General features: G+C 64.6%; 21 protein-coding genes and 1 tRNA gene. 13 read left to right on the top strand and 9 right to left on the bottom strand.

All coding sequences use genetic code 11. From position 1 onward, the window contains the following. The first annotated feature begins 130 nt into the window (after positions 1 to 130). The gene (locus NET02_RS11800) at positions 131 to 985 is read left to right on the top strand and encodes a J domain-containing protein (RefSeq protein WP_284057617.1); all 855 of its coding nucleotides are present in this window, start codon (positions 131 to 133) and stop codon (positions 983 to 985) included. 79 nt (positions 986 to 1,064) lie between these two features. Further along, entirely contained in the window at positions 1,065 to 2,255 is a 1,191-nt protein-coding gene (locus tag NET02_RS11795) for a hypothetical protein (RefSeq protein ID WP_284057616.1), read from the top strand. Between the two features lie 11 nt (positions 2,256 to 2,266). Here the strand turns inward: NET02_RS11795 and NET02_RS11790 are convergent, their stop codons facing one another. Both NET02_RS11790 and NET02_RS11785 read right to left on the bottom strand, forming a co-directional pair. Continuing rightward, on the bottom strand, positions 2,267 to 2,560 hold the full coding sequence (locus NET02_RS11790; RefSeq protein ID WP_284057615.1) for a DUF503 domain-containing protein: 294 nt from the start codon (positions 2,558 to 2,560) through the stop codon (positions 2,267 to 2,269). 24 nt (positions 2,561 to 2,584) lie between these two features. Beyond that, positions 2,585 to 3,763 carry an NAD(P)/FAD-dependent oxidoreductase gene (locus tag NET02_RS11785; protein WP_284057614.1) on the bottom strand — a complete coding sequence of 393 codons (1,179 nt, stop codon included), beginning with the start codon at positions 3,761 to 3,763 and terminating at the stop codon, positions 2,585 to 2,587. A 169-nt stretch (positions 3,764 to 3,932) separates the two neighbouring features. Here NET02_RS11785 and NET02_RS11780 point away from each other — a divergent pair, with 169 nt between their 5' ends. After that, positions 3,933 to 4,418, top strand: a complete 486-nt coding sequence (locus NET02_RS11780) for a CBS domain-containing protein (protein ID WP_284057613.1) — start codon at positions 3,933 to 3,935, stop codon at positions 4,416 to 4,418. Between the two features lie 41 nt (positions 4,419 to 4,459). Then, on the top strand, positions 4,460 to 5,653 hold the full coding sequence (gene lhgO, locus NET02_RS11775) for an L-2-hydroxyglutarate oxidase (protein ID WP_284057612.1): 1,194 nt from the start codon (positions 4,460 to 4,462) through the stop codon (positions 5,651 to 5,653). 23 nt (positions 5,654 to 5,676) lie between these two features. Here the strand turns inward: lhgO and NET02_RS11770 are convergent, their stop codons facing one another. Continuing rightward, entirely contained in the window at positions 5,677 to 6,969 is a 1,293-nt protein-coding gene (locus NET02_RS11770) for an MFS transporter (RefSeq protein WP_284057611.1), read from the bottom strand. Between the two features lie 130 nt (positions 6,970 to 7,099). On the opposite strand from NET02_RS11770, the gene otsB reads away from it, so the two are divergent. After that, on the top strand, positions 7,100 to 7,897 hold the full coding sequence (gene otsB / locus NET02_RS11765; protein ID WP_284057610.1) for a trehalose-phosphatase: 798 nt from the start codon (positions 7,100 to 7,102) through the stop codon (positions 7,895 to 7,897). Between the two features lie 102 nt (positions 7,898 to 7,999). On the opposite strand, the gene NET02_RS11760 is transcribed toward otsB, so the two are convergent. Next, entirely contained in the window at positions 8,000 to 9,544 is a 1,545-nt protein-coding gene (locus NET02_RS11760; RefSeq protein ID WP_284057609.1) for a M81 family metallopeptidase, read from the bottom strand. A 78-nt stretch (positions 9,545 to 9,622) separates the two neighbouring features. Between NET02_RS11760 and accD the strand changes: the two genes are divergently transcribed. The 8 genes from accD to NET02_RS11720 all read left to right on the top strand — a co-directional run bounded on the left by accD (position 9,623) and on the right by NET02_RS11720 (position 20,375). Beyond that, entirely contained in the window at positions 9,623 to 11,419 is a 1,797-nt protein-coding gene (gene accD / locus NET02_RS11755) for an acetyl-CoA carboxylase, carboxyltransferase subunit beta (RefSeq protein ID WP_284057608.1), read from the top strand. Positions 11,420 to 11,732: 313 nt separating this feature from the next. Then, positions 11,733 to 12,869 (top strand): ABC transporter ATP-binding protein, encoded by a 1,137-nt coding sequence (locus tag NET02_RS11750; protein ID WP_284057607.1) that lies wholly within the window; start codon positions 11,733 to 11,735, stop codon positions 12,867 to 12,869. A 19-nt stretch (positions 12,870 to 12,888) separates the two neighbouring features. Further along, the gene (locus NET02_RS11745) at positions 12,889 to 14,136 is read left to right on the top strand and encodes an NAD(P)/FAD-dependent oxidoreductase (protein WP_284057606.1); all 1,248 of its coding nucleotides are present in this window, start codon (positions 12,889 to 12,891) and stop codon (positions 14,134 to 14,136) included. 89 nt (positions 14,137 to 14,225) lie between these two features. Continuing rightward, positions 14,226 to 15,833: a zinc-binding metallopeptidase family protein gene (locus tag NET02_RS11740; RefSeq protein ID WP_284057605.1), complete on the top strand. Its 1,608-nt coding sequence runs from the start codon at positions 14,226 to 14,228 to the stop codon at positions 15,831 to 15,833. A 135-nt stretch (positions 15,834 to 15,968) separates the two neighbouring features. Next, a complete protein-coding gene (locus NET02_RS11735; RefSeq protein ID WP_284057604.1) occupies positions 15,969 to 17,195 on the top strand; it encodes a polyamine ABC transporter substrate-binding protein in 1,227 nt (408 codons plus the stop codon). 263 nt (positions 17,196 to 17,458) lie between these two features. Beyond that, positions 17,459 to 18,313 (top strand): ABC transporter permease, encoded by an 855-nt coding sequence (locus NET02_RS11730; RefSeq protein WP_284057603.1) that lies wholly within the window; start codon positions 17,459 to 17,461, stop codon positions 18,311 to 18,313. Continuing rightward, positions 18,310 to 19,170, top strand: coding sequence for an ABC transporter permease (locus tag NET02_RS11725; RefSeq protein ID WP_284057602.1), 861 nt, complete (start codon positions 18,310 to 18,312; stop codon positions 19,168 to 19,170). Before NET02_RS11730 ends, NET02_RS11725 begins: the two co-directional genes overlap by 4 nt. A gap of 83 nt (positions 19,171 to 19,253) precedes the next feature. Beyond that, positions 19,254 to 20,375: an AI-2E family transporter gene (locus NET02_RS11720; protein WP_284057601.1), complete on the top strand. Its 1,122-nt coding sequence runs from the start codon at positions 19,254 to 19,256 to the stop codon at positions 20,373 to 20,375. Between the two features lie 53 nt (positions 20,376 to 20,428). On the opposite strand, the gene lysS is transcribed toward NET02_RS11720, so the two are convergent. The 5 genes from lysS to NET02_RS11695 all read right to left on the bottom strand — a co-directional run bounded on the left by lysS (position 20,429) and on the right by NET02_RS11695 (position 25,236). Beyond that, positions 20,429 to 22,021 carry a lysine--tRNA ligase gene (gene lysS, locus NET02_RS11715; RefSeq protein WP_284057600.1) on the bottom strand — a complete coding sequence of 531 codons (1,593 nt, stop codon included), beginning with the start codon at positions 22,019 to 22,021 and terminating at the stop codon, positions 20,429 to 20,431. Positions 22,022 to 22,128: 107 nt separating this feature from the next. Continuing rightward, the gene (greA, locus tag NET02_RS11710) at positions 22,129 to 22,599 is read right to left on the bottom strand and encodes a transcription elongation factor GreA (RefSeq protein WP_284057599.1); all 471 of its coding nucleotides are present in this window, start codon (positions 22,597 to 22,599) and stop codon (positions 22,129 to 22,131) included. A 246-nt stretch (positions 22,600 to 22,845) separates the two neighbouring features. Then, positions 22,846 to 22,919, bottom strand: a tRNA-Val gene (locus NET02_RS11705). A 118-nt stretch (positions 22,920 to 23,037) separates the two neighbouring features. Beyond that, on the bottom strand, positions 23,038 to 24,786 hold the full coding sequence (locus NET02_RS11700) for a M28 family peptidase (RefSeq protein WP_284057598.1): 1,749 nt from the start codon (positions 24,784 to 24,786) through the stop codon (positions 23,038 to 23,040). 66 nt (positions 24,787 to 24,852) lie between these two features. After that, positions 24,853 to 25,236, bottom strand: a complete 384-nt coding sequence (locus tag NET02_RS11695) for a RidA family protein (RefSeq protein ID WP_284057597.1) — start codon at positions 25,234 to 25,236, stop codon at positions 24,853 to 24,855. Between the last annotated feature and the right edge of the window lie 89 nt (positions 25,237 to 25,325).

Raw genomic sequence — 25,325 nt, 5'->3', positions numbered from 1 at the left:
GACGTCATCCTGAATGCAAGCGATACCATGGGGGAATGCGAACGTACACATCCCGAGGCGAGCATCCTGGCATCCGGCGATCCGGGTGGCTACAATCAATCGGTTGCAGGCTTGGAGTGGCATGTCTCGTATGGAACGACGACTTCCGGCGACGATTACCGAGCTAGAACGAATCGAACTCGAACTCGAGTTGCTGCGGCGTAACGCGACGATCAGTCATTTGCGCCAGGCGATCACTCAAGAGGAACTCGAGCAGCAATCGCTTCGCCGGGTCATCGAGGAGCGACTCGGACCGCTGCATCGGGAGATCGAGCAGCTCAAGGCGGAGGTCAATGCCCTGGAGGCGCGGCTCCGCCGCCTACTTCGCGCGTCGCGGCCTTTGAGCGATTCGGAGCTGGATGCGCAGGCCGCACAGGAGCACGCTGAAGAGGCGGCCTGGCGCGCCGAGTTCCGCGCTCAGCAGTCGGCTCGCGAAACCACGCAGGGGCGGCTGCTGGGCTCGGCAAACGGCCACGACGACGTGCTTCTCCGCCGGCTGTACCGGACGCTCGCTCGCCTAATCCACCCCGACCTGGCGCAGGACGGCCATGATCGGGCCCAGCGCGAGGCGATCATGCGAATCGTGAACCAGGCTCGGGAGGCCGGCGATGTGGACCAGCTCCGCCGGCTGCTTGCCATCTGGGCGCGCGAAGATGATGGTGATCGGCCGTACGATATCGAGGCACTTCGGTCGCGCGTGGCCCAACGCGGCGTCGAATGCGCCGAGTTGCGTCAACAACTACAACGACTCCGGCGGTCGGACCTAGGTCATCTGCTCGCCAAGGGGCGCGATGAGGTCGAACGTTATCTGCGCCATCGCGAGGTCACGCTGCGCCGGGAGCTCGCGGTGCAGCGACTGCGCCGGCGACGTGTCCTCCGCCTCATCGAGGAACGCCGTCTGGAACTGAGCCGCCGCGCTGATGCCGAAGCACGCCGGAGCTCTTGAGTACATGCAGGCGTTCGGAGCATACCCGTCCAGCCAGCGCGCGACGTTGTGAGACGCGATGCGAACGTGAAGGGGACAGATGGCAGTTCCGGCTCACCTGCGGAGCGCGAAGGTGCCAGGTGGTTCATTGCTGGCGGCCCTGCTCGATCGGCGGCTCCAGGCATGGAGCGATCGAGGCGGAGCCAGCCAGCAGATCGGCGAGCGCTGGTCGCGACTGGTCGCCGAAGAACTGGCAGGCTGGGTGGGTCGACAATTGCCCCTCGATGGGGCCGGTTCGGCGCGGCTGAGCGGGGTGATCTGGTTGGATGCTGAGCCGGCCATCGAGCGACATGCGGGACGAAACGGCCTGGCAAATCCCGATTTCCTGTTGATCTACGACACGATCGATGGGGCGCTCGCGCTTCAGCCGGCCGACGCAAAGTTCGCGGTGCAGGTCGTCAAGCCTGAGCAGATCCGGGCGAGCGCCTTGCGCGCGTTGCTCGACTCGGGAAATCCGGCACTGGAGCACGCGCTGTCACAACGGCTTCCGGATATCGATATCCGGCAGGCCCGCGTGGTGGACGGTTTCGTCGTAAGCCCGGCCGGGATCCTGACGGAGCACTACCGTCATCGCCTGGTTAACGACCCCAGTGTTGGGCTGCGCCCGGAGCAGATCGTGACACTCGCCGTCGATCCTCGACGGATGTTCGCCGGGCTGCCAGTGGCGCGCCTGGTGGGGGTGCTGGCCGGGATCGACCGGCTGCCGGTGAGGCCAGCACACGAGCTCGTCGCGGCGGTGTACTACGTCCGCCTGGCGTGTGCTTGCGCCTGGTTCTGGCAGGAGGAACGCCGGCCCTTGCTCTCGCTCGACGGGCCGCCCCCGCTCGACCTCGACGCGCTACGCGATGAAGTGGTGTCCCGCGCCGCAGCGGCCGAATCAGCGTTCAGCCTGGTGGAGCGCTGGGCTGCCGATACGGAGGCGATACGTCGAGACCGTGAGGCGCTCGAGCCGTTTCTGTCTCCTCCGCTTCGCAACCGCGAGCTTCTGGAGCTCGTCGAGAACGCTGGGTTGGCACAGGACCGAGCCTCCCTGCGAAGTCTTCGGCGGGAACTCACGTCATGGTACCGGTCGGAATTGATCGCGCGTTTGGGTTGTATCCCTGCTAGAGCCGGCCGGCCAATCGCCGAGATCTTGCAGGAACTCGCGATGATCAGTCGCGAACTGGCCCCCCTCGCGAGTGCGTGGGTACGCGAGCGGATCGCCTCCGTCGCGCTAGAGCGCGGTGGCTAAGGAGCTCCCGTTCAGTCGAGGCTCAGGATCTCCGTGTGGAAGTCCGCCAGGTAACCGCCGTTCAAGTTATCTTCGATAAATGCCACGACTCGCTGCATCATCTCATCGGCATGGCTAGCTGAGGTCGAAACGCACGCAAAGCCGAGCTCGGCATACTGCCACTGCTGGTGACCGTCGACTTCTGCGATGGCAACGTTGAACCGGTGCTGGACGCGGTTCGTGATCGCTTTGATCACCGCGCGCTTTTCCTTCAGCGAATGGGCCTCGGGGATCTCGATTGCCAGGCGACAGACTCCGATGATCATGGTCGCTCTACGCTATCCAGCGCGCTAGATGACGTTATGTTCCTGGATCAACTTACCCTCGCGGAATCGCCCCGGCGCAAAGCCCCGGATGTCGACCGATTGCACCGCTCCGTCGATCACCAGCTCGGCGATACAGCGTCCAACCGCGGGGCCTTGCATGAACCCGTGCCCGCTAAAGCCGGCAGCCACGATCAGTCCTTCGATCTCGTCGACGTAGCCGAGCAGCGGGTTGTCGTCAGGCGTGATTTCGTAGAAGCCTGCCCAGCCTCGCTTGATCCGTGCCTGCTCGAAGGTCGGGGCGCGCCGGCAGAGAGCCTCGATCGTACGCACCATCCAGGCCTCGTCGACGCGCTTGTCGAAGCCCGGAGGCTCGTCCGGATTTGCCATGCCGAAGAGAAAACCCTCGCCCTCCGGATGGAAATAGAGCGAGGTTTCAAACTCGATCGTCATCGGGATCGACTTCGGCACGGGATCGAAGCGCTCAGTTACGAAGCTCATCCGCCGGTAGGGCAGAACTGGTAGGTCCACACCAGCCAGCTTGCCGACCTCCTGAGTCCAGGGGCCGGCGCAAATAATGGCGAGGGAGGTTTCGATCCGCCCATCCGGCGTCAGCACGGCCTGGACGCGGTCGCGGGCAACGTCGAAGCCGACGGCCGGGCAATCCTCCCGGATGTCCACCCCCAACCGTCGCGCTGCCTGCGCGAAGCCCATCGTCGCACTATAGGGATCGCACCAGCCGTCGCGCGGGCAGTAGGTGCCACCGAGCACGTCGTCCACGCGTATCGCCGGATTCAACTCGCGGATCTCGTCGGGCTCGACCCACCGCACCGGCACCTCGTGCGCGCGCTGCAACTCGACGTTTGCCCGGAACACGGGCACGTCGTCCGGGGCGGTTAACAGGAAGAGATATCCTTGCTGGTGCAGCCCGATATCGACGCCGAACAGCTCGGCGAAGTTCTCCCAGATGTCGAAGCTTAGCTTTGAGAGGACGATATTCGTCTCAGTGGAGAATTGGAGCCTGATACCACCGGCGGCGTCGGCGGTTGCCCCGCGAGCGATCTCGTCCTTTTCCAGCACGATTATCCGGCCAGCTCCGCGGGCAGCGAGGTGATAGGCCACGCTACAGCCCATGATGCCGGCTCCGATGATGACGATGTCAGCGCGCTCGCTCATCCGGGAGATCGCTTCTCGAAACGTTTCCATCGTCGCGTCCAAGCGACTGCCCACGAAAGTATACAGGGGCGCATGCCGATTTCAGCGGGCATCCGCTCAGCGAGCAAAATCTGCCCGGGACATTGCCGCACGCCAGACCTGGTACCCTCTGGTAGCATGTCGATCACCGGTAGCGGACCGGCCGGAGGGAGCGAGAGCGATGGTTGAGACGTACAACACGATCGTTGCGCGCGACATCATGACCGACAATGTCATCTCAGTGCGGCCGGATACACCGGTGGACCGGGTGGCTCGACTCCTCGCCGAGCACCAGATCACCGGAATGCCGGTCGTTGACGACGAGGGGCGAGTGATCGGGATCGTTTCGGAGTACGACGTGATCTCCAAGCGTGGGCGCACGGCAGCCGACATCATGAGCCGCGACGTGATCAGCGTCAGCGAGGACACGTCGGCTGAGTCGGTGGCTCGGCTTCTGTCGGAGCGGCGCGTGCGGCGGGTGCCTGTCCTGCGGGAGGGTCAACTGGTCGGCATCATCAGTCGTGCAGACCTTGTCCGGCTATTCGCCATCACCCGGTGGACGTGCGAAGACTGCGGCTATTTCGTCCGGGGCTTCCAGCGGCCCGAGCAGTGCGAGGCGTGCGGCTCGAGCCGATTCGTGCTCGACCGCGAACCACCTGGCATGTAGGAACCGGGTGTCAGGCGAGAACCTGCGGGAGGTGCGGAGTCGTGGTAGACGTGGCCGTTATCGGCGCGGGGATCGTCGGCCTAGCGGTCGCCCGGGAGCTTCTGATCCGCCGGCCCTCGTTGCGCCTGGTCGTGCTCGAAAAGGAGCAGGAGATCGCCGCGCACCAGTCGAGCCACAACAGCGGCGTGATCCACTCGGGCCTGTACTACAAGCCCGGCTCGCTCAAGGCGCGCGCCTGCGTTGCCGGTGCCGCTCGACTCATCCGCTACTGCGACGAGAAAGGTATACCGTACCGCCTCTGCGGAAAAGTGGTGGTCGCGACGTCACCGGAAGAGATCCCACGTCTCGAGGAACTGTACCGTCGGGGGCAGGCGAACGGCGTGCCCGGTCTGCGCATGGTGGGGCCCGAGGAGTTGCGGGAACTCGAGCCGCACGTGACCGGCGTGCGGGCCATCTGGTCGCCGAGAACCGGGATCGTCGATTTCTCGCAGGTGGCGCGGGCATACGCTGATGACGTGCTGGAGCGTGGCGGCCAGATCTGCACTGGCTACCGGGTGGTGGTGATTCACCAGAGAAGTTGCTCGACGGTGGTCGAGACCACGGCTGGCGACGTCGAGGCCCGCGCGATCGTGAGCTGCGCGGGGTTGTACGCCGACCGGATCGCCAGGCTCACCGGCGCCCCACCCGTGCCGCAGATCGTCCCGTTCCGCGGCGACTACTACGTGCTGCGTCCCGAGCGGGCCAGCCTCATACGCGGTAACGTCTACCCGGTACCCGACCCACGCTTCCCGTTTCTGGGCGTGCACTTCACTCCCCGGATGGACGGCCAAGTCTGGCTAGGGCCGAATGCCGTGCTCGCTTTCGCCCGCGAGGGCTATCAACGAACCGCCGTGAACCTCACGGAGCTAGCGGAGGCGGTACGTTACGTTGGCTTTCGCAAGCTGGCTCGCAAGTACTGGCGGACTGGGTTAGCCGAGCTGTGGCGAGACTTCAGCAAGCGTGCATTCCTGCGCTCGCTCCAGCGCTACGTACCGGAGCTGGTGGACGATGACCTGCTGCCAGGGCCATCGGGCGTCCGTGCGCAAGCTCTGTCTCCGGATGGGGAGCTGGTGGATGACTTCGTGCTGGATCGCCAGCCAGGAATCCTGCACGTGCGCAACGCACCCTCGCCGGCCGCGACCTCCTCTTTGGAGATCGCGCGGATGATTGCCGATGAAGTCGAGCCGATGCTGTAGCGGCCAAAGGCTGTGCGCAACGCTCAGCTTCCCTTGGCCACTGCTTGCTCGCGTCGGCCAGCGGCAGGGTGTCCGCGGAAGTTCAGGGCGAAGACGACCATGCTGAGAACGCTGAAGAAGACGAACGCGAGGAAGACCGGCCCGTAACCGGACGCGACGATGACGGGACCCGCGAGAAAGCTGGCCAGCGCGAAGCCCAGATTCCAGGCCGCGCTCCGCAGGCTGAACGCGTTGGCGCGCGCGCTCGGTGGCAGGATGTCCGCGACCATGGTCGAGTCGATTGGCCAGGCCATCGAGATCGAGATCGCCCGGACAATGTGGGCGGCTATGGCGACCGGTACGGTCGGCATCAGGAGCAGCAGCAGGTAAAACGGAACCGGCATCAGGCGAATCACGAGGATAGCATCCAGCGAGCCTAGGCGCCGGGCCAGTACCGGAGCGAAGAGGCCGAGCACGGCTCCGAGCAGGCTGGCGAGCGCGTAGATCACCCCGATGGTGCTCGCCCGGAGCCCGATCGAAGCCAAGAACACGTTGTAGAACGGGATCACTGCGCCTGCGCCGAGGCTCAGTAGTCCCCCAGTGAGGACGAAGGCCAGCGCGTGCCGGCGCGCCTCGCGCTCGCGGCGCTCCTCGCTGGTGACGAGAAGGTGCTGGGCGGTGAACTGGGTCTGCTGGTAGCGCGCTTGTCGCATGAGAAGCATCGGCACCAGCGCGAGGGCCGTCAGGATCAAACTCAGCAGGAGTCCCAGCCGGAAGCTTCCAACTCCCGGCACCGCCAGCCCGAAGAGCGGGCCGAGGAGACGGGGAGCCCAGCCACCGACCAGGCTACCGACCGTAGCGGACACGGAGGTCAGCGAGAGCGAGAGGGCGGCGACGGTCGACCGTGTCTCCGGCCGTGCATGCTCGATCACGAACGGCATCAACGGCACGAAGATGAAGGCGGTACCGATCCCCTGGAGAGCGCCGACCACCAGGATCGCGAGCCGATCGGTCATGAAGGCGAGCAGAACCGAGGCGGCAACGTAGGCGGCCGTGCCATAGGTGATGCACCACCAGGAGCCGAAACGGTTGAGCATCCGGCCGAGCATCAAAGCGCCCACGGCGAGCGCAACGGTCGAGAGCCCGTTGAAGAGCCCGATCACGTCTTCGCGATAGCCCAGCTCGACAAGGTAGAGGTTGAAGAGGAGCGCGAAGGCCCCAATGCCGATGTTGGAGAACAGACTATAGATCAGGAACAGCTTGATGTCGCGCTGAAAGCTGCCGATGCTCGCGAGGTATCGCAGAATATCGTCGAGCAGCGTGGTTACGGCCGGCATGTCCCCCTGAGCCGTCCACGACCAACCTGGCCGCTTCGCGGCTAGTATACCGATTACCTCCATGCCTGTCTGTCAGGACCTGCTAGGCTTGCAGGCGGCGGTTCCGGTCAGGCCGATCCTGGAGAGGGAAATGGGTGTGATTGACCTTATTGCCCGCCGTGCCGCCAGTATCTTGCGTGTTAGGCCGTGCGGGCTCTGCAGCGATTTCGACGGGACGCTCTCTCGGATCGTCCCATCCGCGAATCAGGCTCGAATCGAGCCATCGATTCGAGACGTTCTCGAATCGCTGACTGGCCAGATCGACGTGATCGCCATCATTACCGGTCGTTCCATCGACGATGTCCGCAGGCGCGTCGGGCTCGACGGCCTGGTCTACATAGGGAACCATGGACTGGAACGGTGGGAACACGGCGTCTACCAAGTCGATCCCGATGCTCTGGACTGGGTGCCGCGGATTCAAAAGATTGCGGAAGAACTGGCGAGCCGGTTTTCGTCGCCGGCCGTAGAGGTGGAGCTGAAAGCGCTATCCCTCTCGGTGCACTTCCGGAGGACCGATGATCCGGCAGCGGTCGAGCAGCAGCTCCTCGGCGCGCTGGAGCCACTAGCCAAGCAGCATCGCCTGCGCCTCACCCGAGGGCGGATGGTGATCGAGCTACGCCCTCCCATCGACCGCAATAAGGGCACGGCACTCGCGGACTTGATCGAGCGCCGCGGGTTGCGAGCGGTGGTATTCCTCGGCGACGATCGGACGGATGTCGACGCCATGCAAATGCTGGCGAGCTTGCGTGCAGCGGGCCGGATCGAGGCCATGAGCATCGGTGTTCGTAGCGATGAGGCGCCTTCGGAACTGGTCGAGGTCGCCGATGCGCTGGTGGACGGAGTGGAAGGCGTCGCGGCCTTGCTGGAACATCTGAGGCGATTGCTCTAGGGATTCCGAGCAACAGTGCGGGGTGGATGGCCCTCCCGGTTCCTGCTGTTCCAGGTACTGGGAGTTGTGCTCTCCATTAGCCCGCGACGACGAGTCATCGCATCAGAGCGGGTCGAGTGGCCAGATAGGGCGCGGGATGCGCTCGTAGGGGAAGAACAGCAGGTCGGGTGTGGTGATACCCGGCGTGGCTGCCGGGAGAACGGACACGGCGCCCGGTTCCCAGGCTGCCAGGTATTCGACAGCCGACTTGAGCACGAGGCAGCGAAGTTCCTCGATCGGCACGCCCAGCGCCTGGAGCAGGCCCGGATCGTTGGCCGCGACCGGTTCACTGGTCAGGATCAACGCGAAGCGACCGTGGTGGCGTCCGTGTGCCTCGATGACGACGCTCGAGCCTGCGCTCTCGATCAGACCGCTGTCGAGTGGGCCACGACGACGATACGTGCCGTCCGAAATGCGCAGGACGCGACCGCGCACATCGATCGGGTACCCGTGCCGGCGGTCGGTTTTGCCGCCGACAGAGAGCTCGACGTCCGAGCCGACCCCAGCCTTCACCGCGTCTTGAACGGCGGCTGGATCCACGACGATGGCCAGTGCGGCGTCCTCTGCGCCGAGGTCGAGGAGTGCCCAGAGCGCGGTGGTTCCCTCACCGGGTCCTCCCGCCTCGGGCGCGTCCCCGAGCTCAGCGATAACGGCCAGCCCCTGATCGGTCGCCATCGCGGTGTGGACTGCTTGCTCGATGTTGAGGCCGGGCTCGAGCAGCTCGCTACGGCGTGCCCAGAGATGTTCGCTCACTTCCGCAGCGATCTCCTCAGCACGCGTGAGGGAGCGGTCTGCGACGACGACCACCGCCGCTCCAGCCATGGGAACGTCCGCGTAGGGGAAGCCGCCGAAGCAGGTCACCGCCACTACCCCAGATCTCGACTCCAGTTCGCGGACGTGCCCGGCGATGGCTCGCAGTGGCTCTCGGTCCGTCCGCTGGGCGGCTAGCGGCAGGAGCAAAGGCACACGGTGCACGGCGGTGACCGGCCGAATTCGGCCTTCAACGGTAGTGACCAGCCGTTCCAGAAGGTCTGCGACCCGGACAGGAATATCCACTGGCGGCCACTGCTGTGGCCCGGCCACGATCGTTGCCCCGCTGACGAGCTCGGCATCGACGTTCGCGACCTGATCGAGGAAGACCGCGATCGGCAGGCTCGCGCCCACGGTTTCTCTGAGCCGCTGGAGAAGCCAGGCATCGGCGCTCACCCCGCCGTCGGTCAACATCGTCCCGGAGAGATGGAGGAACAGGCCATCGAGCGGCCTCGAGTAGCCGCAAATCTGCGCGGACAACCGGTCGATCAGCGCCTGGAGCTCGCTCGAGGGTACGGGGCCGCTGGCCCGCGCGTAGACTGCCAGCAGCGGCACGGCTCTAATGCCGAGTCGTTCGGCCGACGCGAGGAAACTGCCCGCCACCGATCGAGTATGCGCGAAGGTTTGGAGGATCTCTCTACCGAACGCCCGCAAGCGCAGTCGATCTTGTGCGAGCGTCCCAGGTACTCGGGAGAACGTGTTGGTGCGCTGATGGATCGCAGCGAAGCCGATCAACACCCCATCGTTGCTCCAGGCGAACGGCCAGATGGCCCGAAAACCGGGAGGATTGTACTCCATTACCGTGGGTATCCTGCGGATCGTGCGCTATGATCAAAGCAGGGATTTTCGAGGCCAATCAACGTGGAGATAAGTTCGATGTCCGAGAAAAGCCAGGTGTCGAACCCACCAGCTCAGCAGGCGATCGCCGAGCCGCTGACGTGCCCCCAGTGCGGTGCCGACCTGACGACCGATCCCGTGTATCAGCGTTACCGGGTCTGCGCGAGTTGCGGTCATCACTTTCCCCTGTCAGCGGACGAGCGCATTGCGCTGTTGGTCGATCCAGGGACGTTCGACGAGTTCAACCGGCACCTCGTGTCGGTCGACCCACTGGTCTTCTCCGATCGCCTTCCCTACCGCAAGCGGATCCTCCAGGCGCGTGAGCAGACCGGCCTGCGCGAGGCAGTCGTTACCGGGACGGCGCGTATTCGCGGGCGCGAGGTCGTTCTGGCTGTCCTTGATTTCCGCTTCCTCGGGGGCAGCATGGGTTCGGTCGTAGGGGAGAAGGTCACGCTCGCTTTCGAGCGCGCAGCCGAGCGCCGCCTCCCGATCGTCACCGTCTCCGCCTCAGGCGGTGCCCGGATGCAGGAGGGTATCCTCAGCCTGGTTCAGATGGCCAAGACGACCGCAGCAGCGAAGCGAGCGCATGACTCCAATGTGCCCTACATTTCAGTCCTGACCCACCCGACGACCGGGGGCATCTATGCCTCGTTCGCCAATCAGGGGGACATCATCCTGGCGGAGCCAGGGGCACTCATCGGCTTTGCGGGACCGCGGGTCGTCAAGGAGACAGCGGGACAAGCGCCGAGCCAGTCGCATAGCGCGGAGTTCCTGCTGAGCCACGGGTTCGTCGATCAGATCGTCGACCGGCGACGGCTGCGCGATGCGATCGCGATGGTCTTGCGCCTGGTGAGCGCGCGGCCGCCGCTGCCGGTCAAAGGGGAGGAGCAGGCGATCGGCCCCAACGGCAGCGGGCGGCGAGCGTGGGAGGTCGTCCAGATTGCCAGGCATCCGGAGCGCCCGACGACGCTCGACTACATCCGGCGGATCAGCCCGCAGTTCGTGGAGCTCCATGGCGACCGGCTCTTCGGCGATGACCCGGCTATGGTAGGCGGCCTCGGGGAGATCGCGGGGCATGGGGTAGTCCTGATCGGGCACGAGCGCGGGCATGGGGATCCTGCCCGGCGCAACGGCCAGGCACTGCCCGAGGGCTACCGCAAGGCGATGCGCCTGATGCAACTGGCTGCGCGCCTGAAGCTGCCGGTGATCACCTTAATCGACACGCCCGGGGTGTATCTCGGCGAGGGAGCCGAAGAGCGCGGGATCGCGATGGCCTTGAGCGAGTGTCTCGCGCTGATGAGCGTTCTCCCGGTTCCCACAATTGCCGTGATCACTGGCGAAGGCGGAAGCGGAGGGGCACTCTCCTTGGCGGTGGCCGACCGCGTTCTCATGATGGAGAACGCGATCTACAGCGTGATCTCGCCGGAAGGAGCGGCGGCAATCCTCTACCGCGATGCCTCGCGCGCGCCCGAGGTCGCCGAGTCGTTGAAGATCACCGCTGCCGATCTGAAGCGCCTGGAAGTCGTGGACGGCATCGTTCCGGAGCCGGAAGGCGGAGCGCATCGCGACCATGACTATGCTGCCGCTCTCCTGCTGGACGCCATCGTCCGCGCGCTCGCCGAGGTCATCGAGATGCCACCGGATAAGCTGGTGCGGGAACGGTACCGGAAGTTCCGGCGGATGGGGCAGACGAACACCTACATTCGCGAGCTGGTGTCGCAGGAGGTCAGCGAATTGAGCGCTGTGGTCAGCCGCACGTTCATCTCGCTGCGCGAACGCTTGCCCTTCGCACACGAGGCAGAAGAATCGCCGGAAGAAGGCACGCTTGCGCCGTGACGGTGCCGATCGCGCACTCGACCCTTGACGCAACGCACGAGAGCGGCTAGTGTAACTACTAGAATCACGTCGACACTGGCGTGAGACGAGGGCTGGCTTGGTCGCGCCAGGCTGCAGCGCTGCCAGGCTAGCTTATACCTAAGCGGGCGGTGTCGCATCAGTCATGGCAGGGGCTGGATCAGGGGAGTTCCTATACCCAAACCCTGCATCGTAGAGCCGTTGGGAACTGATGGCATAAGACCGTGTCTCCGACTAGCCGGCACCGTGTCGGCGGCCGGTGGGGCGAGATCGGGGTAAGACAGGGAGCGGAGCGATGGCCGGAGTGCAGCAAGCTCCTGCTGCGGCGAGGAGGGAACGCGAGCAGCGCGGTGCGCGGCTGGAGTTGATCGGATTGACCAAAGTGTATGGCGACGTCGTCGCTGCCGATCAGGTCACGCTCGATATCGCGCCAGGCGAGTTCATTACGCTCCTCGGCCCCTCGGGATCCGGCAAGACGACCACACTCATGATGGTCGCGGGCTTCGTGCTGCCGACCGCGGGGCAAATCCTGGTCAACGGCGAGGATATCGCCTTCCAGCCGCCGCACAAGCGAAACATCGGCATGGTGTTCCAGAACTACGCGCTGTTCCCACACATGACCGTCGCGGAGAACATTGCTTTCCCGCTCAAGATGCGAAAGTGGTCGCGGGAGCAGATCCGGCAGGCCGTGCGCGAGGTGCTGCAGCTCGTGCGGCTACCCGGCTTCGAGGAACGCTTTCCACGCCAGCTCTCCGGAGGGCAGCAGCAGCGGGTGGCGCTGGCGCGCGCGCTGGTGTTCCGCCCGCCGGTTCTCCTCATGGACGAACCGCTCGGGGCACTCGATAAGAAGTTGCGCGAGGAGATGCAGCTCGAAATCAAACACATCCAGGAGTCGACCAATACCACGACAATCTACGTTACCCACGACCAGGAAGAGGCGCTGACCATGTCCGATCGCATCGCGGTCATGAACGGTGGCCGGATCGAACAGGTCGGCACGCCCCGCGAGCTGTACGAGCAGCCGGTGAGCCAGTTCGTCGCTGACTTCATCGGTGAGTCGAATTTTCTGAGTGGCCGGGTGGAGCCTGGCGATGGGCGATTCTTCCTCGTGACACCGGAAGGATGGCGTGTCTCGATTCCTGTCTCGGACAGTGTTCAGCCAGGCGACCAGGTTTCGGTCGCCCTGCGGCCTGAGCGGATCGTCATCGGCGACGGCTCCGGTGACAACGTAGTCGAGGGGACGATCGAGGAGATCATCTACGTCGGCGAGGCGACTAAGTTCCGGGTACGCCTGGAACACGGTTCGTGGTTGACGGTGAAGCAACCGAGCCGTCTGGAGACCATGCGCTGGCGTCGCGGCGACCGGGTACGGCTGAGCTGGGGCACCGCCGACGCCGTCATCGTCCGGGATGGCTCTGGCGAAAGCGCCTGACCGGATGGTGGAGGTATCGATGGGTGGCCGGGTGCCGAGCCAAGCTGATGTCGTGGTGATCGGAGCCGGAGCCTTCGGCCTGAGCACGGCCTATTTCCTCGCACGCGAGGGCGCTGGTCGTGTCGTGGTACTGGACCGCTATGCGCCGCGCTCGCAGACCTCACCCCGAGCGGCGGGCCTGTTCAAGCTGATCCAAGGGGATGAACTCCGGACGAGACTAGCCCGGCTAGCGATCGACACCGTGCTCGGCTTCAGTGAGGAGACCGGGGCGCCGTTGCCGGTCGAACGCTCGGGGAGCCTGCTCATCGCCCGCACGGAGGCGCACGCGGCCTTGATTCTGCGCGAGGCCGAGCAGTCGCGCCGCTGGGGCGTCGAACTGGAGCTGGTCGCCGCCACCGAGGTGTGCCGCCTCGCGCCCTACGTGGAGCCCGATGAAATCCGCGCCGCGTGCTGGATTCCCGGAGACGTCTACATCGAGGAACCAGCGAGCCTCCTCGAGGCCTACCAGGAGGGGGCGGCGAAGCGCGGAGCCGCGGTCTGCGGACATGTGCCGGTGACGGGGATTCGCGTGCGCGCTGGGGAGGTGGCCGGCGTCGTGACCCCCAGCGGGAAGATCGCCGCGCCGGTCGTTGTCGATGCAGCGGGCGCCTGGGCACGGGAGGTCGGTCGGTTGGCTGGGGCTGAAGTCCCCATCGTTCCGATGCGACATCAACTCTACATAACTGATCCAGTACTCGGCATGCAGCCATCGTACCCGATCGCGCGGATCATCGACGTGGCGGTCTACGTCCGGCCGGCCCGGGGAGGGATCATGCTGGGCGGATTCGAGAGCGACCCGCTTCCGCTGGATCCGGCCGGGCGGGATGAGTCGTTCTCGATGGACGATGTGCCGCTGGATTTCGCGGTGCTGGAGCGACTGACCGGCCAGGTCGAGCGTACGGTTCCCGACCTTCGGCGGGTCGGGGTGCAGGAGCACCGCGGCGGGCTGTTCACCATGACGGCGGACGGGCTATTTCTGGTGGGCCCAGTGCCGGGCGTGCGCGGGCTGTGGACCCTCACCGGTTGCAACGGCAGCGGGTTCTCGTTCTCGCCCGCGCTGGGCCGGCTGCTAGCCGAGTGGATCGTCCACGGCGAGCCTTCGCTGGACATCCGAGCCCTCTCGCCAGGACGCTTCAGCCGCCAGCTCTCCGAGGACGACCTCGTTGCGGCCGCGGTCTGGCAATATACGCATTACTACTCGCCGGAGGGGCTCGAGCTGGAGGCGTGATGGGCTGGCTTGGCGCGCTCGCGCTTGTGACAGGTCGCGTGGCTCAGGTAACCAGAGTCTAGGGCAGTGGAGTGGGGAAGGAAAGGCCAGTGACAGAGTTGCACGCCGCGAAGAAGACCGCGTTCGCCTGGATCGAGGAGAACCAGGGATGGCTCTCGGAGTTCGACCTCGAGATCTGGCGTTACGCTGAGCCGTCGTGGCGCGAGTACAAGTCGGCGAGGGCGTACGTCGATCTCCTGCGCCGCCACGGGTTCGAGGTCGAAGAGGGCTCAGGGGAGATGCCGACAGCCTTCGTCGCGAGCTGGGGCTCCGGGCGGCCGGTTCTCGGGGCGTACGCGGAGTACGACGCGGTTCCCGGCAACTCCCAAGAGCCTGTACCCTACAGGAAGCCGCGGGAAGGGTTGCACCCGTGGGCTGCCGGCCATACCGATCCCCACTCGATGCTCGGCGTGGCCGCGCTCACCGGCGTGCTCGCCGCGAAGGTCGCGATGGAGCGGCACGGGCTGCGCGGCACGCTGCGGTTCTTCGGCGAGCCTGCCGAGAAGGTCTGCGGCTCCAAGCCGGTGCACGCTGCTAAGGGCTACTACGACGGGTTCGATGCCTTCGTCGCTTACCATCCGGCGTATCAGCCGAAAGCAACGAACACGGTCGCTTGGGATACCCACTGCGGGTCCTATTGGAGCTGTGTATTCACGTTCGAATGTGCGGAACCTGAGAAGTGGATCGACCGAAGCCTGTTCCCGGGGGTCGGCGGTTCCCACGCGGCGGCGCGCTGTCCGGGCGCGATCGATGCTCTATGCTTGATGTACACGATGACCAAGTACACCAAAGAGGCGATGTTCCCACACACTGGCTCCTGGACTCTCAACGAGTTCGTGCTGGCGGCCGGTGACGCGACGGCCGACAACCTGCCGCCGCGCTTCGCGCAGATCCAGTATGCCTGGCGGTCGCCGACGCTCGGCATCCAGGAGCAGATCTACCGGGTGCTGGCCAACAACGCGAAGCAGGCGGCCGAGGCGACGGGTTGCCAGGTCTCGGTGCGCTGGGTGACGAAGACGCGCGTAGGCCTGCCGAACCGGGCCATGGCAGAACTGACCTACGCCAATCTCGAGCTCGTCGGCCCACCGCGATACAGCGAGGCGGCACGCGAGTTCGCGCGGGAGATACAGCGCAACCTCGGTCTCTCGCCGATGGAAGAGCCGTTCAACGAAGACATCGAGCGGCTGGTTCCGCCCACAGAGTACGAAGCTCGGTTACGGTCGGCGCTACCAGAATGGCAGCAGAACTTCACATCGGACGACTATGTAGAGTACACCTGGCACGCGCCCACTGTGCGGCTGTTCACTGCGCGCCCGTGGTTGAGGCCGCCCAGCCCGAATTATGCCTACCCAGCCTGGACATACAATGCGCTCGGTGGTAGGCCGGAGGTGATCGACCCGGGCATGTTCGTGGCGGGCAAGGTCATCGCGGCGACACTGCTCGACCTGATCGTGTATCCAGAGGCGCTTGAGCGGGCGCAAGCGGAGTTCCGAGAGCGAACCGGTGGTGGCGTCGGCGGTGATCGGTGGGTCGCCCCGCTGCTGCCGCGTGACTTCCCGCCGCCCGTCGATCTCCGGTGGCCAGAGTATGTGCAGACCGTACGGGGAGAAGAGTGGTGGATCCCTACTCCGAACCCGGCGGGATACCAGAAGCTGTGAGGCCAATGGTTATGAAGATACGTAGTCGAGGAGGGGAAAGAGCAGAGACACAACGCACGGTAGTACCTCGAGCGCATGGCCGAATCCAGAATGGTCTTGGAGGACACGCGTTCGCGCGAGGAGGAGGGTATAAGGATGGCCGATGAGCGCATGGAACTGGTACTCCGGAGGCTGGAGCTGGCCAACCGGATTCGCCGGAGGCAATTCCTCCGCCTGATGGCCGCCGCCGGCTTGGGGGCGGTGAGCCTGAACGCGCTGGTGGCCTGCCAGCAGGAAGAGGAGACGCCGGCACCGGGAGGAGGTGCTGCGACTACGCCGAGCCCAGCGGCAGCCGGGCCGGGCCCAGAATTCACCGTGGCAGGGTACGACGATCCGAACAAGTGGAAGGGCAAGACGCTCGTCTTCGCGGGCTTCGGCGGCGCCATGCAGGATGCCCAGCGAGCGGCGGTGCTGGAACCGTTCAAGCGCCTGACGGGCGCCGAGATCGTCGAGGACTCCACCGATTTGGGTAAGCTCCGGGCGCAGGTCGACGCTGGCAACGTCGAGTGGACCGTTGCCCAGCAAGGTACGTTCGAGGCCCGTTTGCTGGGGCGCCAGGGTTACCTCGAGCCGATCGACTACTCGATCGTGGACAAGGCTGACCTGCTCGAGAACGTGGCCAGGGAGTTCGACGTTGCAGTCATCTTCTGGTCCACGATTTTGGCTTACCGGACTGATGAGTTCGGTGGCAAGGCGCCACAGGGCTGGAAAGATTACTGGGACGTCGAGGGTTTCCCGGGGCCTCGCGCAGCGGATAAGGTGGACGGACCAATCGGCAATTTGGAGTTCGCTCTGATGGCCGATGGCGTGCCGAAGAGTGAGGTCTACCAGGTCCTGCGGACTCCCGAAGGAGTGGACCGAGCCTTCGCCTCGCTCGATAAAATCAAGCCCCACGTGACGGTCTGGTGGGAGGCGGGCGCGCAGCCAGCACAGCTTCTCGCCGACGGCGAGGTCGTTATGACCAGCGCCTGGAACGGCCGCATCGACGCGATCCAGCGCCAGGGTGCGCCAGTGGCCATCCAGTGGAACGAGGGGTTGCTGCGCACTGACTCGTTCCTCGTGCCCAAGGGAGCGAAGGAGAAGGAGCTCGCAATGGACTTCATCAACTTCGCCACCCGGCCAGAGGTGCAGGCGGAGCTGGCGAAGTTGATTCCATATAGCCCGACGAACGGCAAGGGCTTCGACTTGCTCTCCGACGACCTGAAGCAGCGCCTTCCCAGCGCACCGGCACAGAAGGACGTGCAGATCGAGGCAGACAACGAGTTCTGGCTCGACGCCCTCGAGGAGCTCCAGGAGCGATTCGACAACTGGCTGACGGCCTGAGCGAAGGGGAGCGAGCAGCTACCGGCTGCTCGCTCCCTTCTCCCCGGCGGCGCGATTACTAGCCCGAAGCGTGGGTAGAACTGGCACCGCGTGCCAGTGCGGGGAAGGGCGGCGACGAGTAGTCCCGGTACAGTACACTGGGTGTGTTCGACGGTCAACATCGCGGGACAGGGACGCAGGGATATACCGCACGGAGGGGTAGTTCGGTGGCAGTCACCGCACGAAGACCGGCAGTTGGGGCACAGATCGCGGTTGACCCGAGGATGAGGAAGCTGTATCTGCGCAGGCAAGCAGCTCTCTTCGGGCTACTACTCCCCGCGCTCCTACTGCTACTGGTCCTGTTTGTCTACCCGATCCTACGACTGCTGGTGACAAGCGTCTATGATCAGGGGATTATCTCGCTGGAGCACTACCGGCGTATCGTGGAGGTGGATGTGTATTTGCGGGTCATGCGCACCACCTTTACGATCGCTCTCCAGGTGACTGCGATCTGCTTGGTCCTCGGCTACCCCCTCGCGTACTTCCTTTCCACGTTGCGTGCCCGTACGGCCCGGCTGCTTCTGATCCTCGTGCTCATCCCCTTCTGGACCAGTATCCTGGTGCGGACGTACGCCTGGATGGTATTGCTCCAGCGACAGGGCGTGGTGAACCGGTGGCTGCTGGAGCTCGGTCTAATCGACGAGCCGTTGCGCATGATGTACAACCGCATCGGAGTCCTAGTGGGGATGGTACATGTCTTGCTTCCCTTCATGGTGCTTCCGGCGTTCGCGGTGATGCGCGGGATCGACCGTGATCTGATCCGGGCAGCGCAGAACTTGGGAGCAACGCCATTGCAGGCCTTCTTACGGATCTTCTTCCCACTCAGCCTGCCCGGAGTGGCGGCAGGTAGCCTGCTGGTGTTCATTTTGGCGCTAGGCTTCTTCATTACCCCGGCCCTTATGGGTGGAAGAACCGAAATCATGATCGCTCAACTCATGGAGGACCAGATCCGCACGCAGCTCAATTTCCCGTTCGCGGCGGCTTTGGGTACGGTGCTGCTCGCCGTGACGCTGGTAATCTTCGTGATCTATAACCGCTTGCTCGGGCTGGACAAGATCTTCGGAGGTGACGTGTCATGACGGCGCAGCCAGCCGCGCAGCCGAGAACCCGCCCGGTAGCCGAACGCCAGGCACGGCCGCCGCGCTTCGCCTTCTCCTGGTCTCGCGTGCTGCTCGCGGTGCTGTGTGGCCTGGTGCTGCTCTTCCTGATCGCGCCGGTGGTCATCGTTATTCCGATGTCGTTCAGCGCGGCGAAATATCTCTCGTTCCCGCCGCCTGGCTTCTCGCTGCAGTGGTACGAGAACTTCTTCAACCGGTCTGACTGGACGTCAGCGATGATCCAGAGCATCCGCGTAGCCTTCACGGTGATGATCCTCGCGACCGTGCTCGGCATCATGGCGTCGCTGGCGCTGGTGCGCGGCAACTTCCCCGGCAAGGACTTGATCAATGCCGTGATCGTCTCGCCGCTCATCGTGCCTACGATCATCGTGGCGATCGCGATCTACGGGATCTACGCCCGCTTGCACCTGGTGCAGACCTTTTTCGGCCTGGTGCTGGCCCACACGGTGCTTGCGCTGCCGTATGTCATCGTGAACGTGACCGCGACGCTCAGGGGATTCGATATCCGTCTCGAACAGGCGGCGCAGAACTTGGGCGCGAACCCGCTCCAGACCTTCCGCTATGTCACCTTGCCGCTGATCGCGCCGGGAATCTTCGCGGGGGCGGTGTTCGCGTTCATCGCATCGTTCGATGAGCTAATCGTCGCTCTCTTCATCGCCGGCGCGCAGGGGCGCACGCTCCCGATGCGGATGTTCGAGGGCCTGCGCCTGGAGATCGATCCCACGATAGCCTCGGTGTCGTCGATGCTGATTACCTTTTCGGTGCTGGTGCTTCTCTCGGCAGAGCTCGTACGCCGCCGGGGCCGCACCGAGGCGTAGCTAAATCTCTCGATCTGCAACAATAGTCATAGCGAGTCGCTGAAGAGCGAGCCAGTCCGCGGATCGAGAGGGAACCTGCCTCCATGGTTGAACCAGTTTCGACGCGAACTGAGCCAACGGCCCGAAGCCCCTCGCCGCTGGAATCGCGGCGGTTCCGTCGCGTCCTGATGGTCTTGCTCGCGCTGCTCGTGGTCGGCTGGGTCGTCTGGTCGGTACGCGGAGCTCTGGTGCCGTTCGCTGTCGGCGCCGTGATTGCCTATCTCCTGGCCCCGCTCGTCGCGGCATTCGAGCAGGTCATCCCGTTTCGATCGCGCTCCCCCGGGCTCTGTCGGACGCTAGCCATCCTGCTGAGCTATGGAGTCGCTGGCGGTCTGCTTGCGCTGGCTGGGCTTCTCCTGTTCCCGCCCTTGATCCGCCAGTCGACCGAGTTCATCCAATCGATTCCTGACTATGTAGAGGCGGCAAACAATCAGATCTTCCAGTGGTTGGATCGTTATCAGGCGACGGTGCCGCCACAGATTCAGACCCAGATCGAGAGCAGCTTGTCCTCGCTCGGCTCAGTGGCGATCGCCGCTATCCGTACCGCGCTGATGACCACCTTCAGCGCCGTGGGCGCGGCGATCGGGTTTTTCTCGGCAGTTGTGCTCCTCCCGTTCTGGCTGTTCTACGTGCTCAAGGACGAGCGCCAGGGCTGGCAGTGGTTCTATAACCTGTGGCCGGAGGGATGGCGCGAGGACGTCCGCACGATCGTCGCCATCACCGATCGAACGCTGTCCGCGTACATTCGTGGACAGCTCTTGCTCGGGGTAGTGATCGGTCTGGCAACAGGCATCGCGATGGCAGTCATCGGCATGACCCAGCCGATCGTGTTGGGTCTGATCGCCGGCGTCCTCGAGTTGATCCCGATCCTCGGGCCGATTCTCACGTTCATCATCATCGCGCTGGTGGCGCTCGCTACTGAGCCTTCGAAGCTGCTGTGGGTGGGCGTGGCCTTCATCATCATCCAACAGCTCGAGAACAATCTATTAGTTCCGCGCATTCACGGCCATGTCGTGCAGATGAATCCAGCCCTGGTCATGCTTCTCATCGTGATCGGTGGGGCGCTCTGGGGCGTGGTCGGCATGATCGTGATCGTGCCCCTGGCGGCTATCTGCCGCGACGTGTTCCGTTACCTGTACCACCGTCTCGGCGACGAGCCGGCGTAGCCTCGCATACTGTCAAGGCTGAACTGGTCGCCAGGATAGCTCGAGTATCGTGGTCACGATCCGCCAACATCGTTGTCGATCGATGGGGCAGCCCCCGAGACCTGATCGGGCGCGGCGGCCAGATCGAGATAGGGGGCAAGATCCTCAGCCAACCCGGTGGGTTCGGGCTTTACTCGAAGCTGAGGGAACAGAATCACCTCGCGAATATTCTGCTGGTTGGTGAACAGCATGGCGAGGCGATCGATGCCGATGCCGAAGCCGCCGGTGGGTGGCATGCCGTACATAAGCGCGTTGACGTAGTCCTCGTCGATCGGCATCGCTTCCTCGTCGCCCAGCTCCCGGTCGCGTGCCTGCTCGAGGAACCGCGCGAGCTGATCGAGCGGGTCGTTCAGCTCGGTATAGGCGTTGGCCAGCTCTAGGCCGCCGATAAAGAGCTGGAACCGCTCGACCAGGCGAGGGTCTTCCGGCTTCCGCTTGGCAAGGGGCGAGAGCTCCACCGGGTAGTCGTAGACGAAGGTGGGCTGGATCAGACGAGGCCGGACGAATGTCTTCAATAACTCGTCGAGGATGCGTGGCCACACCGTCGTCGGTAGGACATCGGCTCCGAGAGCGCGGGCTCTGGCATATAGCTCCGCCTGATCGTTCACTTCCAGGAAATCGATCCCGGTGTGCTCGATCAACGCATCGCGCAGCGTCAACCGACGCCACGGTGGCGTCAGGTCGATCGTGTGCTCACCCCAGGGGATGAGCAGCGTGCCGAGCGACTGCTCGGCGGCGTGGACAACCATCTCCTCGCACATCTGCATGACATCGAGGTAGTCGCAGTAGGCGGCGTAGAACTCGAGCATGGTGAACTCGGGTGAGTGGCGCGCGTCGATTCCCTCGTTTCGGAAGTCCTTGCACATCTCGTAGACCCGATCATAGCCGCCGACCAGCAGTCGCTTCAGGTACAGCTCGTCGGAGATCCGCAGGTAGAAGGTCTGGTCGAGCGCGTGGTAGTAGGTGGTGAACGGCCGCGCGGCAGCCCCCCCGTAGAGCGGTTGCAGCGTCGGCGTCTCGACCTCGAGGAAACCGCGCTCGTCGAGATATCGTCGCAGCGCGCGGACGAGATTGGCGCGCACGACGAAGATCCGCCGGGTCTCGTCGTTCGCGAGCAAGTCGACGTAACGCTGTCGATATCGCGTCTCGACGTCGCTGAGACCGTGCCACTTGTCCGGGGGAGGGTTCAGCGCCTTGCTGAGAAGACGAAAGCCAGTTACTTGAACGGAGATCTCGCCGGTACGGGTGCGAAAGAGATTTCCCTGGGCTTCGACGAAGTCGTTGAGGTCGACGAACCGCTTGAACCAGGCGAACCGCTCGTCCCCGAGCAGATCGCGCCTGAGATAGAGCTGGATCGCACCCGAGCCGTCCCGGATGTGGCTGAAGATGATCCTGCCCAGATCTCGTATCGCCACCACCCGGCCAACGACGCTGATCGCTTCAGGGTCCGGCTCGTCGCCGAGCGATGCCTCGATGCGCCGGAACCGCTCGATCGCCTCCGCTGCGGAGTGAGTGCGCGTGCAGCGGGGCGGGTATGGATCGATGCCCTGCTCGCGCAGCGAGCGCAGCTTCGCCAGGCGCTGTTCCTGTTGATCGTTGAGGGTCATCGTCGATCGCTCCTCCAGCACTGCGCGTCGAGTGGCCGTGGTCGCACACACAGTACGGCCGCGGCGATCTCAGGCGCCGCGGCCGCTAGCGACAGCTTCGTAGCCAGCTATTCGACCGATTGGATTCTGAAGCGCGTCTCGCCACCGGGCGCCTGGACAACAACAGTATCGCCAGCGCGTTTACCGAGCAAGGCGGCACCGACAGGAGACTCGATCGAGATGCGCCCCTGCATCGCGTTCGCCTCTTCTGGGCTCACAATCACCCAGGTCTCGGTGATGCCTTCCTCGTCGACGACCGTCACACGTGAGCCGAGCTGGACGACGTCGCGACGACCTTCCTGGGTGATCACCTGCGCCCGGCGGAGAATGTGTTCGATCTCGCGTATGCGCGCTTCTGCCAGCACCAGTTCTTCCTTGGTGTCTTCGTACTCGCTGTTGTCAGAGATGTCACCCTCATTGCTCAGTTGCTGCAGCCGCGAGACGAGCATCGGTACCTTAACGGATCGGAGCTGCTCGAGCTCATGCTCCAATTGCGCTTTGCCTTCGAGCGTGAGAACGACCGGACGCTCACGCACCATAGACGTTTCCTTACCCTATCCGGTATGGCCGGACTATCCCACCGAAGCCCCACTCTCTTCCTGGAGGGAAAAGCACGAGGTGGCTGTCCTGTGCCCCAGCGTACGTGCCGATTCGCCCCGGGCCTCTGACGCGGAAAGCCGAGGAACCCCCTCCTCGGCCGCCCCGCCCCTGGATATCTCCCGTGCGCATAACAGAACAGCCGCGGCGTTACCGCCGCTGGCGACCCAGACCTATGCATCCCTCGGTGGGTGAGAAGGGACTTGAACCCCTGACCTCGCGGATGTGAACCGCGCGCTCTGACCAGCTGAGCTACTCACCCGTTTTCTGGAAGGAGTCTACCACAGCCCCGCAACGGTACGCAAGAGCGGCCTGCCATCATGCAGGCCGCTCACTCTCCCGTTCTTTACGCGCGTCTCCCATGGTCTGAGCGGCAGGCCTTACGCGCTCGTGTCGAGCGTTTCCTCGATGTGGCGACGTGCCGAGCGAAGCGCGTGGAGCACGCGGTTTCGCTCGCGCTGTAGCGAGTGGAGCAGCGGATAGTAGCCGGGATCGGCCGGCTGCAGCCGACTGAGGTCATGAAGGCGCTGCAAGCCTGGAAGAGGCTTCGTGGGCAGTGCGAGATCCTGCTCGAATGGCCCGCGCGCGGTGTAGTTCACTGGGATGAGCTCGCGGCTCACCCGCATCGAGCAACGGTTGAGGCGCCTTGCTGTCTGTGCATCGACCGGTTGCTCACAGCGAGCGTCGAGCCGCCTGGCTGCGTTGAGGAGCAGGTCGCATTCCTGGCGCAGAGCCGCTAGACCGATCAACTCCGCGCCCGTAACGGTCGCGAGGTCGGCCAGCGCGTCGCGGATCTCCTCGACCGCGCGCGACTGGCGGAAGGGGAGAACTGGCGCGGTCGCCAAGCCCAGCACCGTAGCGAGGAGCACACGCGTATCGCGGACCAGGTTGGCCGGGTCGATCTTATCGACCGTGTCCTCGGTGGTGTGCCACCACCAGCCGAGCCCTCCGCGACGTGCCCGCGATCCGCCGATCAGCGCCCCGATGTCTCCCTCTTCCTGGGCTTCGCCCTGTTCGGAAATCGAACAGAACAGCGACGGTATCCCAGTACCCCAGAAGCTCTGATCCCCCAGCCGGCCGATGCGGTGGTAACGGAGTTCCTGGCCGGTCAAGCTGCGTATAACTTCACGGGCAAAGTCGTGGGTCTCGGCCATGGTCGGGGCCTCGCTCAGTACGGTGGCGTTGATCGCTCCGGGAGAGTCGATGTTCACGTGCGCGACGCAACGTTCCCAGAGCTCGTCCCAGGCATGGTCGGCATACCAGGTGGAAGTCGCGTAGCGCGCGTGGGAGTGGCCCGACCAGAACGCGAACCGCACCGAGCGGCGAAGATCCTCTCGGTGGCGACTGAGGATCCGAGCGACCTCGAGCATCAGCGCGTTGGCGCTGCCGTTATCCATCGCGCCGTAGTGCCAGGAGTCGACGTGGCCGCTGAAGAGGACAAAGCTCCCGTCGCCGTCGGGGGCGGGGAGATCAGCGATGAGCAGCGGCAGGGGACGCCAGCCGGTGTCGACCTCTGTCGTAAGCCGAACTCGCACCGGGCCAGACTCCAGCAGTCTCTTCAAATGGTCGCCGGCCTTGCGATCGATCGACACGTGTGGCCTCGTCGGCAGCAGATGGATCGTTTCAGCGGTCGGGCTTCCCCAAACCGGCGAGATGATCATCTCGTGCAGGTGCTCGCCGCTGATGTGGATCATCCCGGCAACGCCATGGCGCTCGGCGAGCACCGCCTTCTCGGGCGTCGCCAGCCCCTCGGCAAGCGCTATCCTGCCGCGCGCGCTCGTCGCGGCATAGTCTGCTTCCCGGGCGTTCCCCACATAGACCAGCTCCGCCTCGATGCCACCCGACTCGGTGGAGGCGGAGAATGAGTGGGTAATGCAGGGGATCGACTCGTTCGACTTCACGACGACGAGCGATGCCGAGAGCGGCAAGCTCACGAGGCAGACTGGGGCATACCGCGTCACCTCGAGACCGAAGCCACGCGCGACTGACTCGATGTATGCGAACGCTTCTGCCTCCGCTGGCGTGCCCGAGAGCCGCACCCATCTGGCGATCGTCGTCACGTGTTGCATGAGGGTATCGGCAGATACCTCGTCGAGCACTTGCTCGAGGCCCTGGGGCGTGTATTCCATAGTCTGCCTCCGGGTCTGCTGCGAGAGCGACAGGCGCCAAGACTCGCGCGATCCTCGCCGATCGGCTCAGTCGCACTCAGCGACGCACTCCACCTCCACCAGCGCACCGGCCGGCAACCGGGCTGCTTGCACCGTGCTACGCGGCGGCGGGTTGTCCCCGAAGTACCGGCCGTAAACGGCATTGAACTCGGCGAAGTCGTCGAGGTTAACCAGGAAGCAGGTCGTCTTGAGCACGCGGTCGAGGGAACTGCCAGCCGCCTCGAGGATCGCCTTCAGGTTTTCCATCACACGCTCGGTCTGGGCGGCGATTCCTCCATCAACCAGCTTGCCGGTGGCAGGATCGAGCGCGATCTGGCCCGCGGTGAAAACCAGATTCCCGAAGCGAACGGCTTGCGAATACGGGCCGATCGCCCTGGGAGCCTGATCGGTGCTGATGACCTGCTTCGCCATCGTCGCTTCCTTCCCTGGCTGCGTCCCAATCCACGCCGGGAGCACTCTAACACCGCTCGCAGGGCGATACAAGCAGCCCCCACCGCTCA

It is taken from the genome of Thermalbibacter longus, from assembly GCF_023806485.1.
GTDB lineage: Bacteria > Chloroflexota > Chloroflexia > Thermomicrobiales > Thermomicrobiaceae > Thermalbibacter > Thermalbibacter longus.
The sequence above is the reverse complement of the archived record's forward strand: the minus strand, read 5'-3'. Positions and strand labels throughout refer to the sequence as shown.

Coding starts and splice junctions, on each gene's coding strand:
- NET02_RS11800 (WP_284057617.1), top strand. CDS start 131: ATGGAACGACGACTTCCGGCGACGATTACCGAGCTAGAACGAATCGAA.
- NET02_RS11795 (WP_284057616.1), top strand. CDS start 1,065: ATGGCAGTTCCGGCTCACCTGCGGAGCGCGAAGGTGCCAGGTGGTTCA.
- NET02_RS11790 (WP_284057615.1), bottom strand. CDS start 2,560: ATGATCATCGGAGTCTGTCGCCTGGCAATCGAGATCCCCGAGGCCCAT.
- NET02_RS11785 (WP_284057614.1), bottom strand. CDS start 3,763: ATGGAAACGTTTCGAGAAGCGATCTCCCGGATGAGCGAGCGCGCTGAC.
- NET02_RS11780 (WP_284057613.1), top strand. CDS start 3,933: ATGGTTGAGACGTACAACACGATCGTTGCGCGCGACATCATGACCGAC.
- NET02_RS11770 (WP_284057611.1), bottom strand. CDS start 6,969: ATGCCGGCCGTAACCACGCTGCTCGACGATATTCTGCGATACCTCGCG.
- otsB (WP_284057610.1), top strand. CDS start 7,100: ATGGGTGTGATTGACCTTATTGCCCGCCGTGCCGCCAGTATCTTGCGT.
- NET02_RS11760 (WP_284057609.1), bottom strand. CDS start 9,544: ATGGAGTACAATCCTCCCGGTTTTCGGGCCATCTGGCCGTTCGCCTGG.
- accD (WP_284057608.1), top strand. CDS start 9,623: ATGTCCGAGAAAAGCCAGGTGTCGAACCCACCAGCTCAGCAGGCGATC.
- NET02_RS11750 (WP_284057607.1), top strand. CDS start 11,733: ATGGCCGGAGTGCAGCAAGCTCCTGCTGCGGCGAGGAGGGAACGCGAG.
- NET02_RS11745 (WP_284057606.1), top strand. CDS start 12,889: ATGGGTGGCCGGGTGCCGAGCCAAGCTGATGTCGTGGTGATCGGAGCC.
- NET02_RS11735 (WP_284057604.1), top strand. CDS start 15,969: ATGGCCGATGAGCGCATGGAACTGGTACTCCGGAGGCTGGAGCTGGCC.
- NET02_RS11730 (WP_284057603.1), top strand. CDS start 17,459: ATGAGGAAGCTGTATCTGCGCAGGCAAGCAGCTCTCTTCGGGCTACTA.
- NET02_RS11725 (WP_284057602.1), top strand. CDS start 18,310: ATGACGGCGCAGCCAGCCGCGCAGCCGAGAACCCGCCCGGTAGCCGAA.
- NET02_RS11720 (WP_284057601.1), top strand. CDS start 19,254: ATGGTTGAACCAGTTTCGACGCGAACTGAGCCAACGGCCCGAAGCCCC.
- lysS (WP_284057600.1), bottom strand. CDS start 22,021: ATGACCCTCAACGATCAACAGGAACAGCGCCTGGCGAAGCTGCGCTCG.
- greA (WP_284057599.1), bottom strand. CDS start 22,599: ATGGTGCGTGAGCGTCCGGTCGTTCTCACGCTCGAAGGCAAAGCGCAA.
- NET02_RS11700 (WP_284057598.1), bottom strand. CDS start 24,786: ATGGAATACACGCCCCAGGGCCTCGAGCAAGTGCTCGACGAGGTATCT.
- NET02_RS11695 (WP_284057597.1), bottom strand. CDS start 25,236: ATGGCGAAGCAGGTCATCAGCACCGATCAGGCTCCCAGGGCGATCGGC.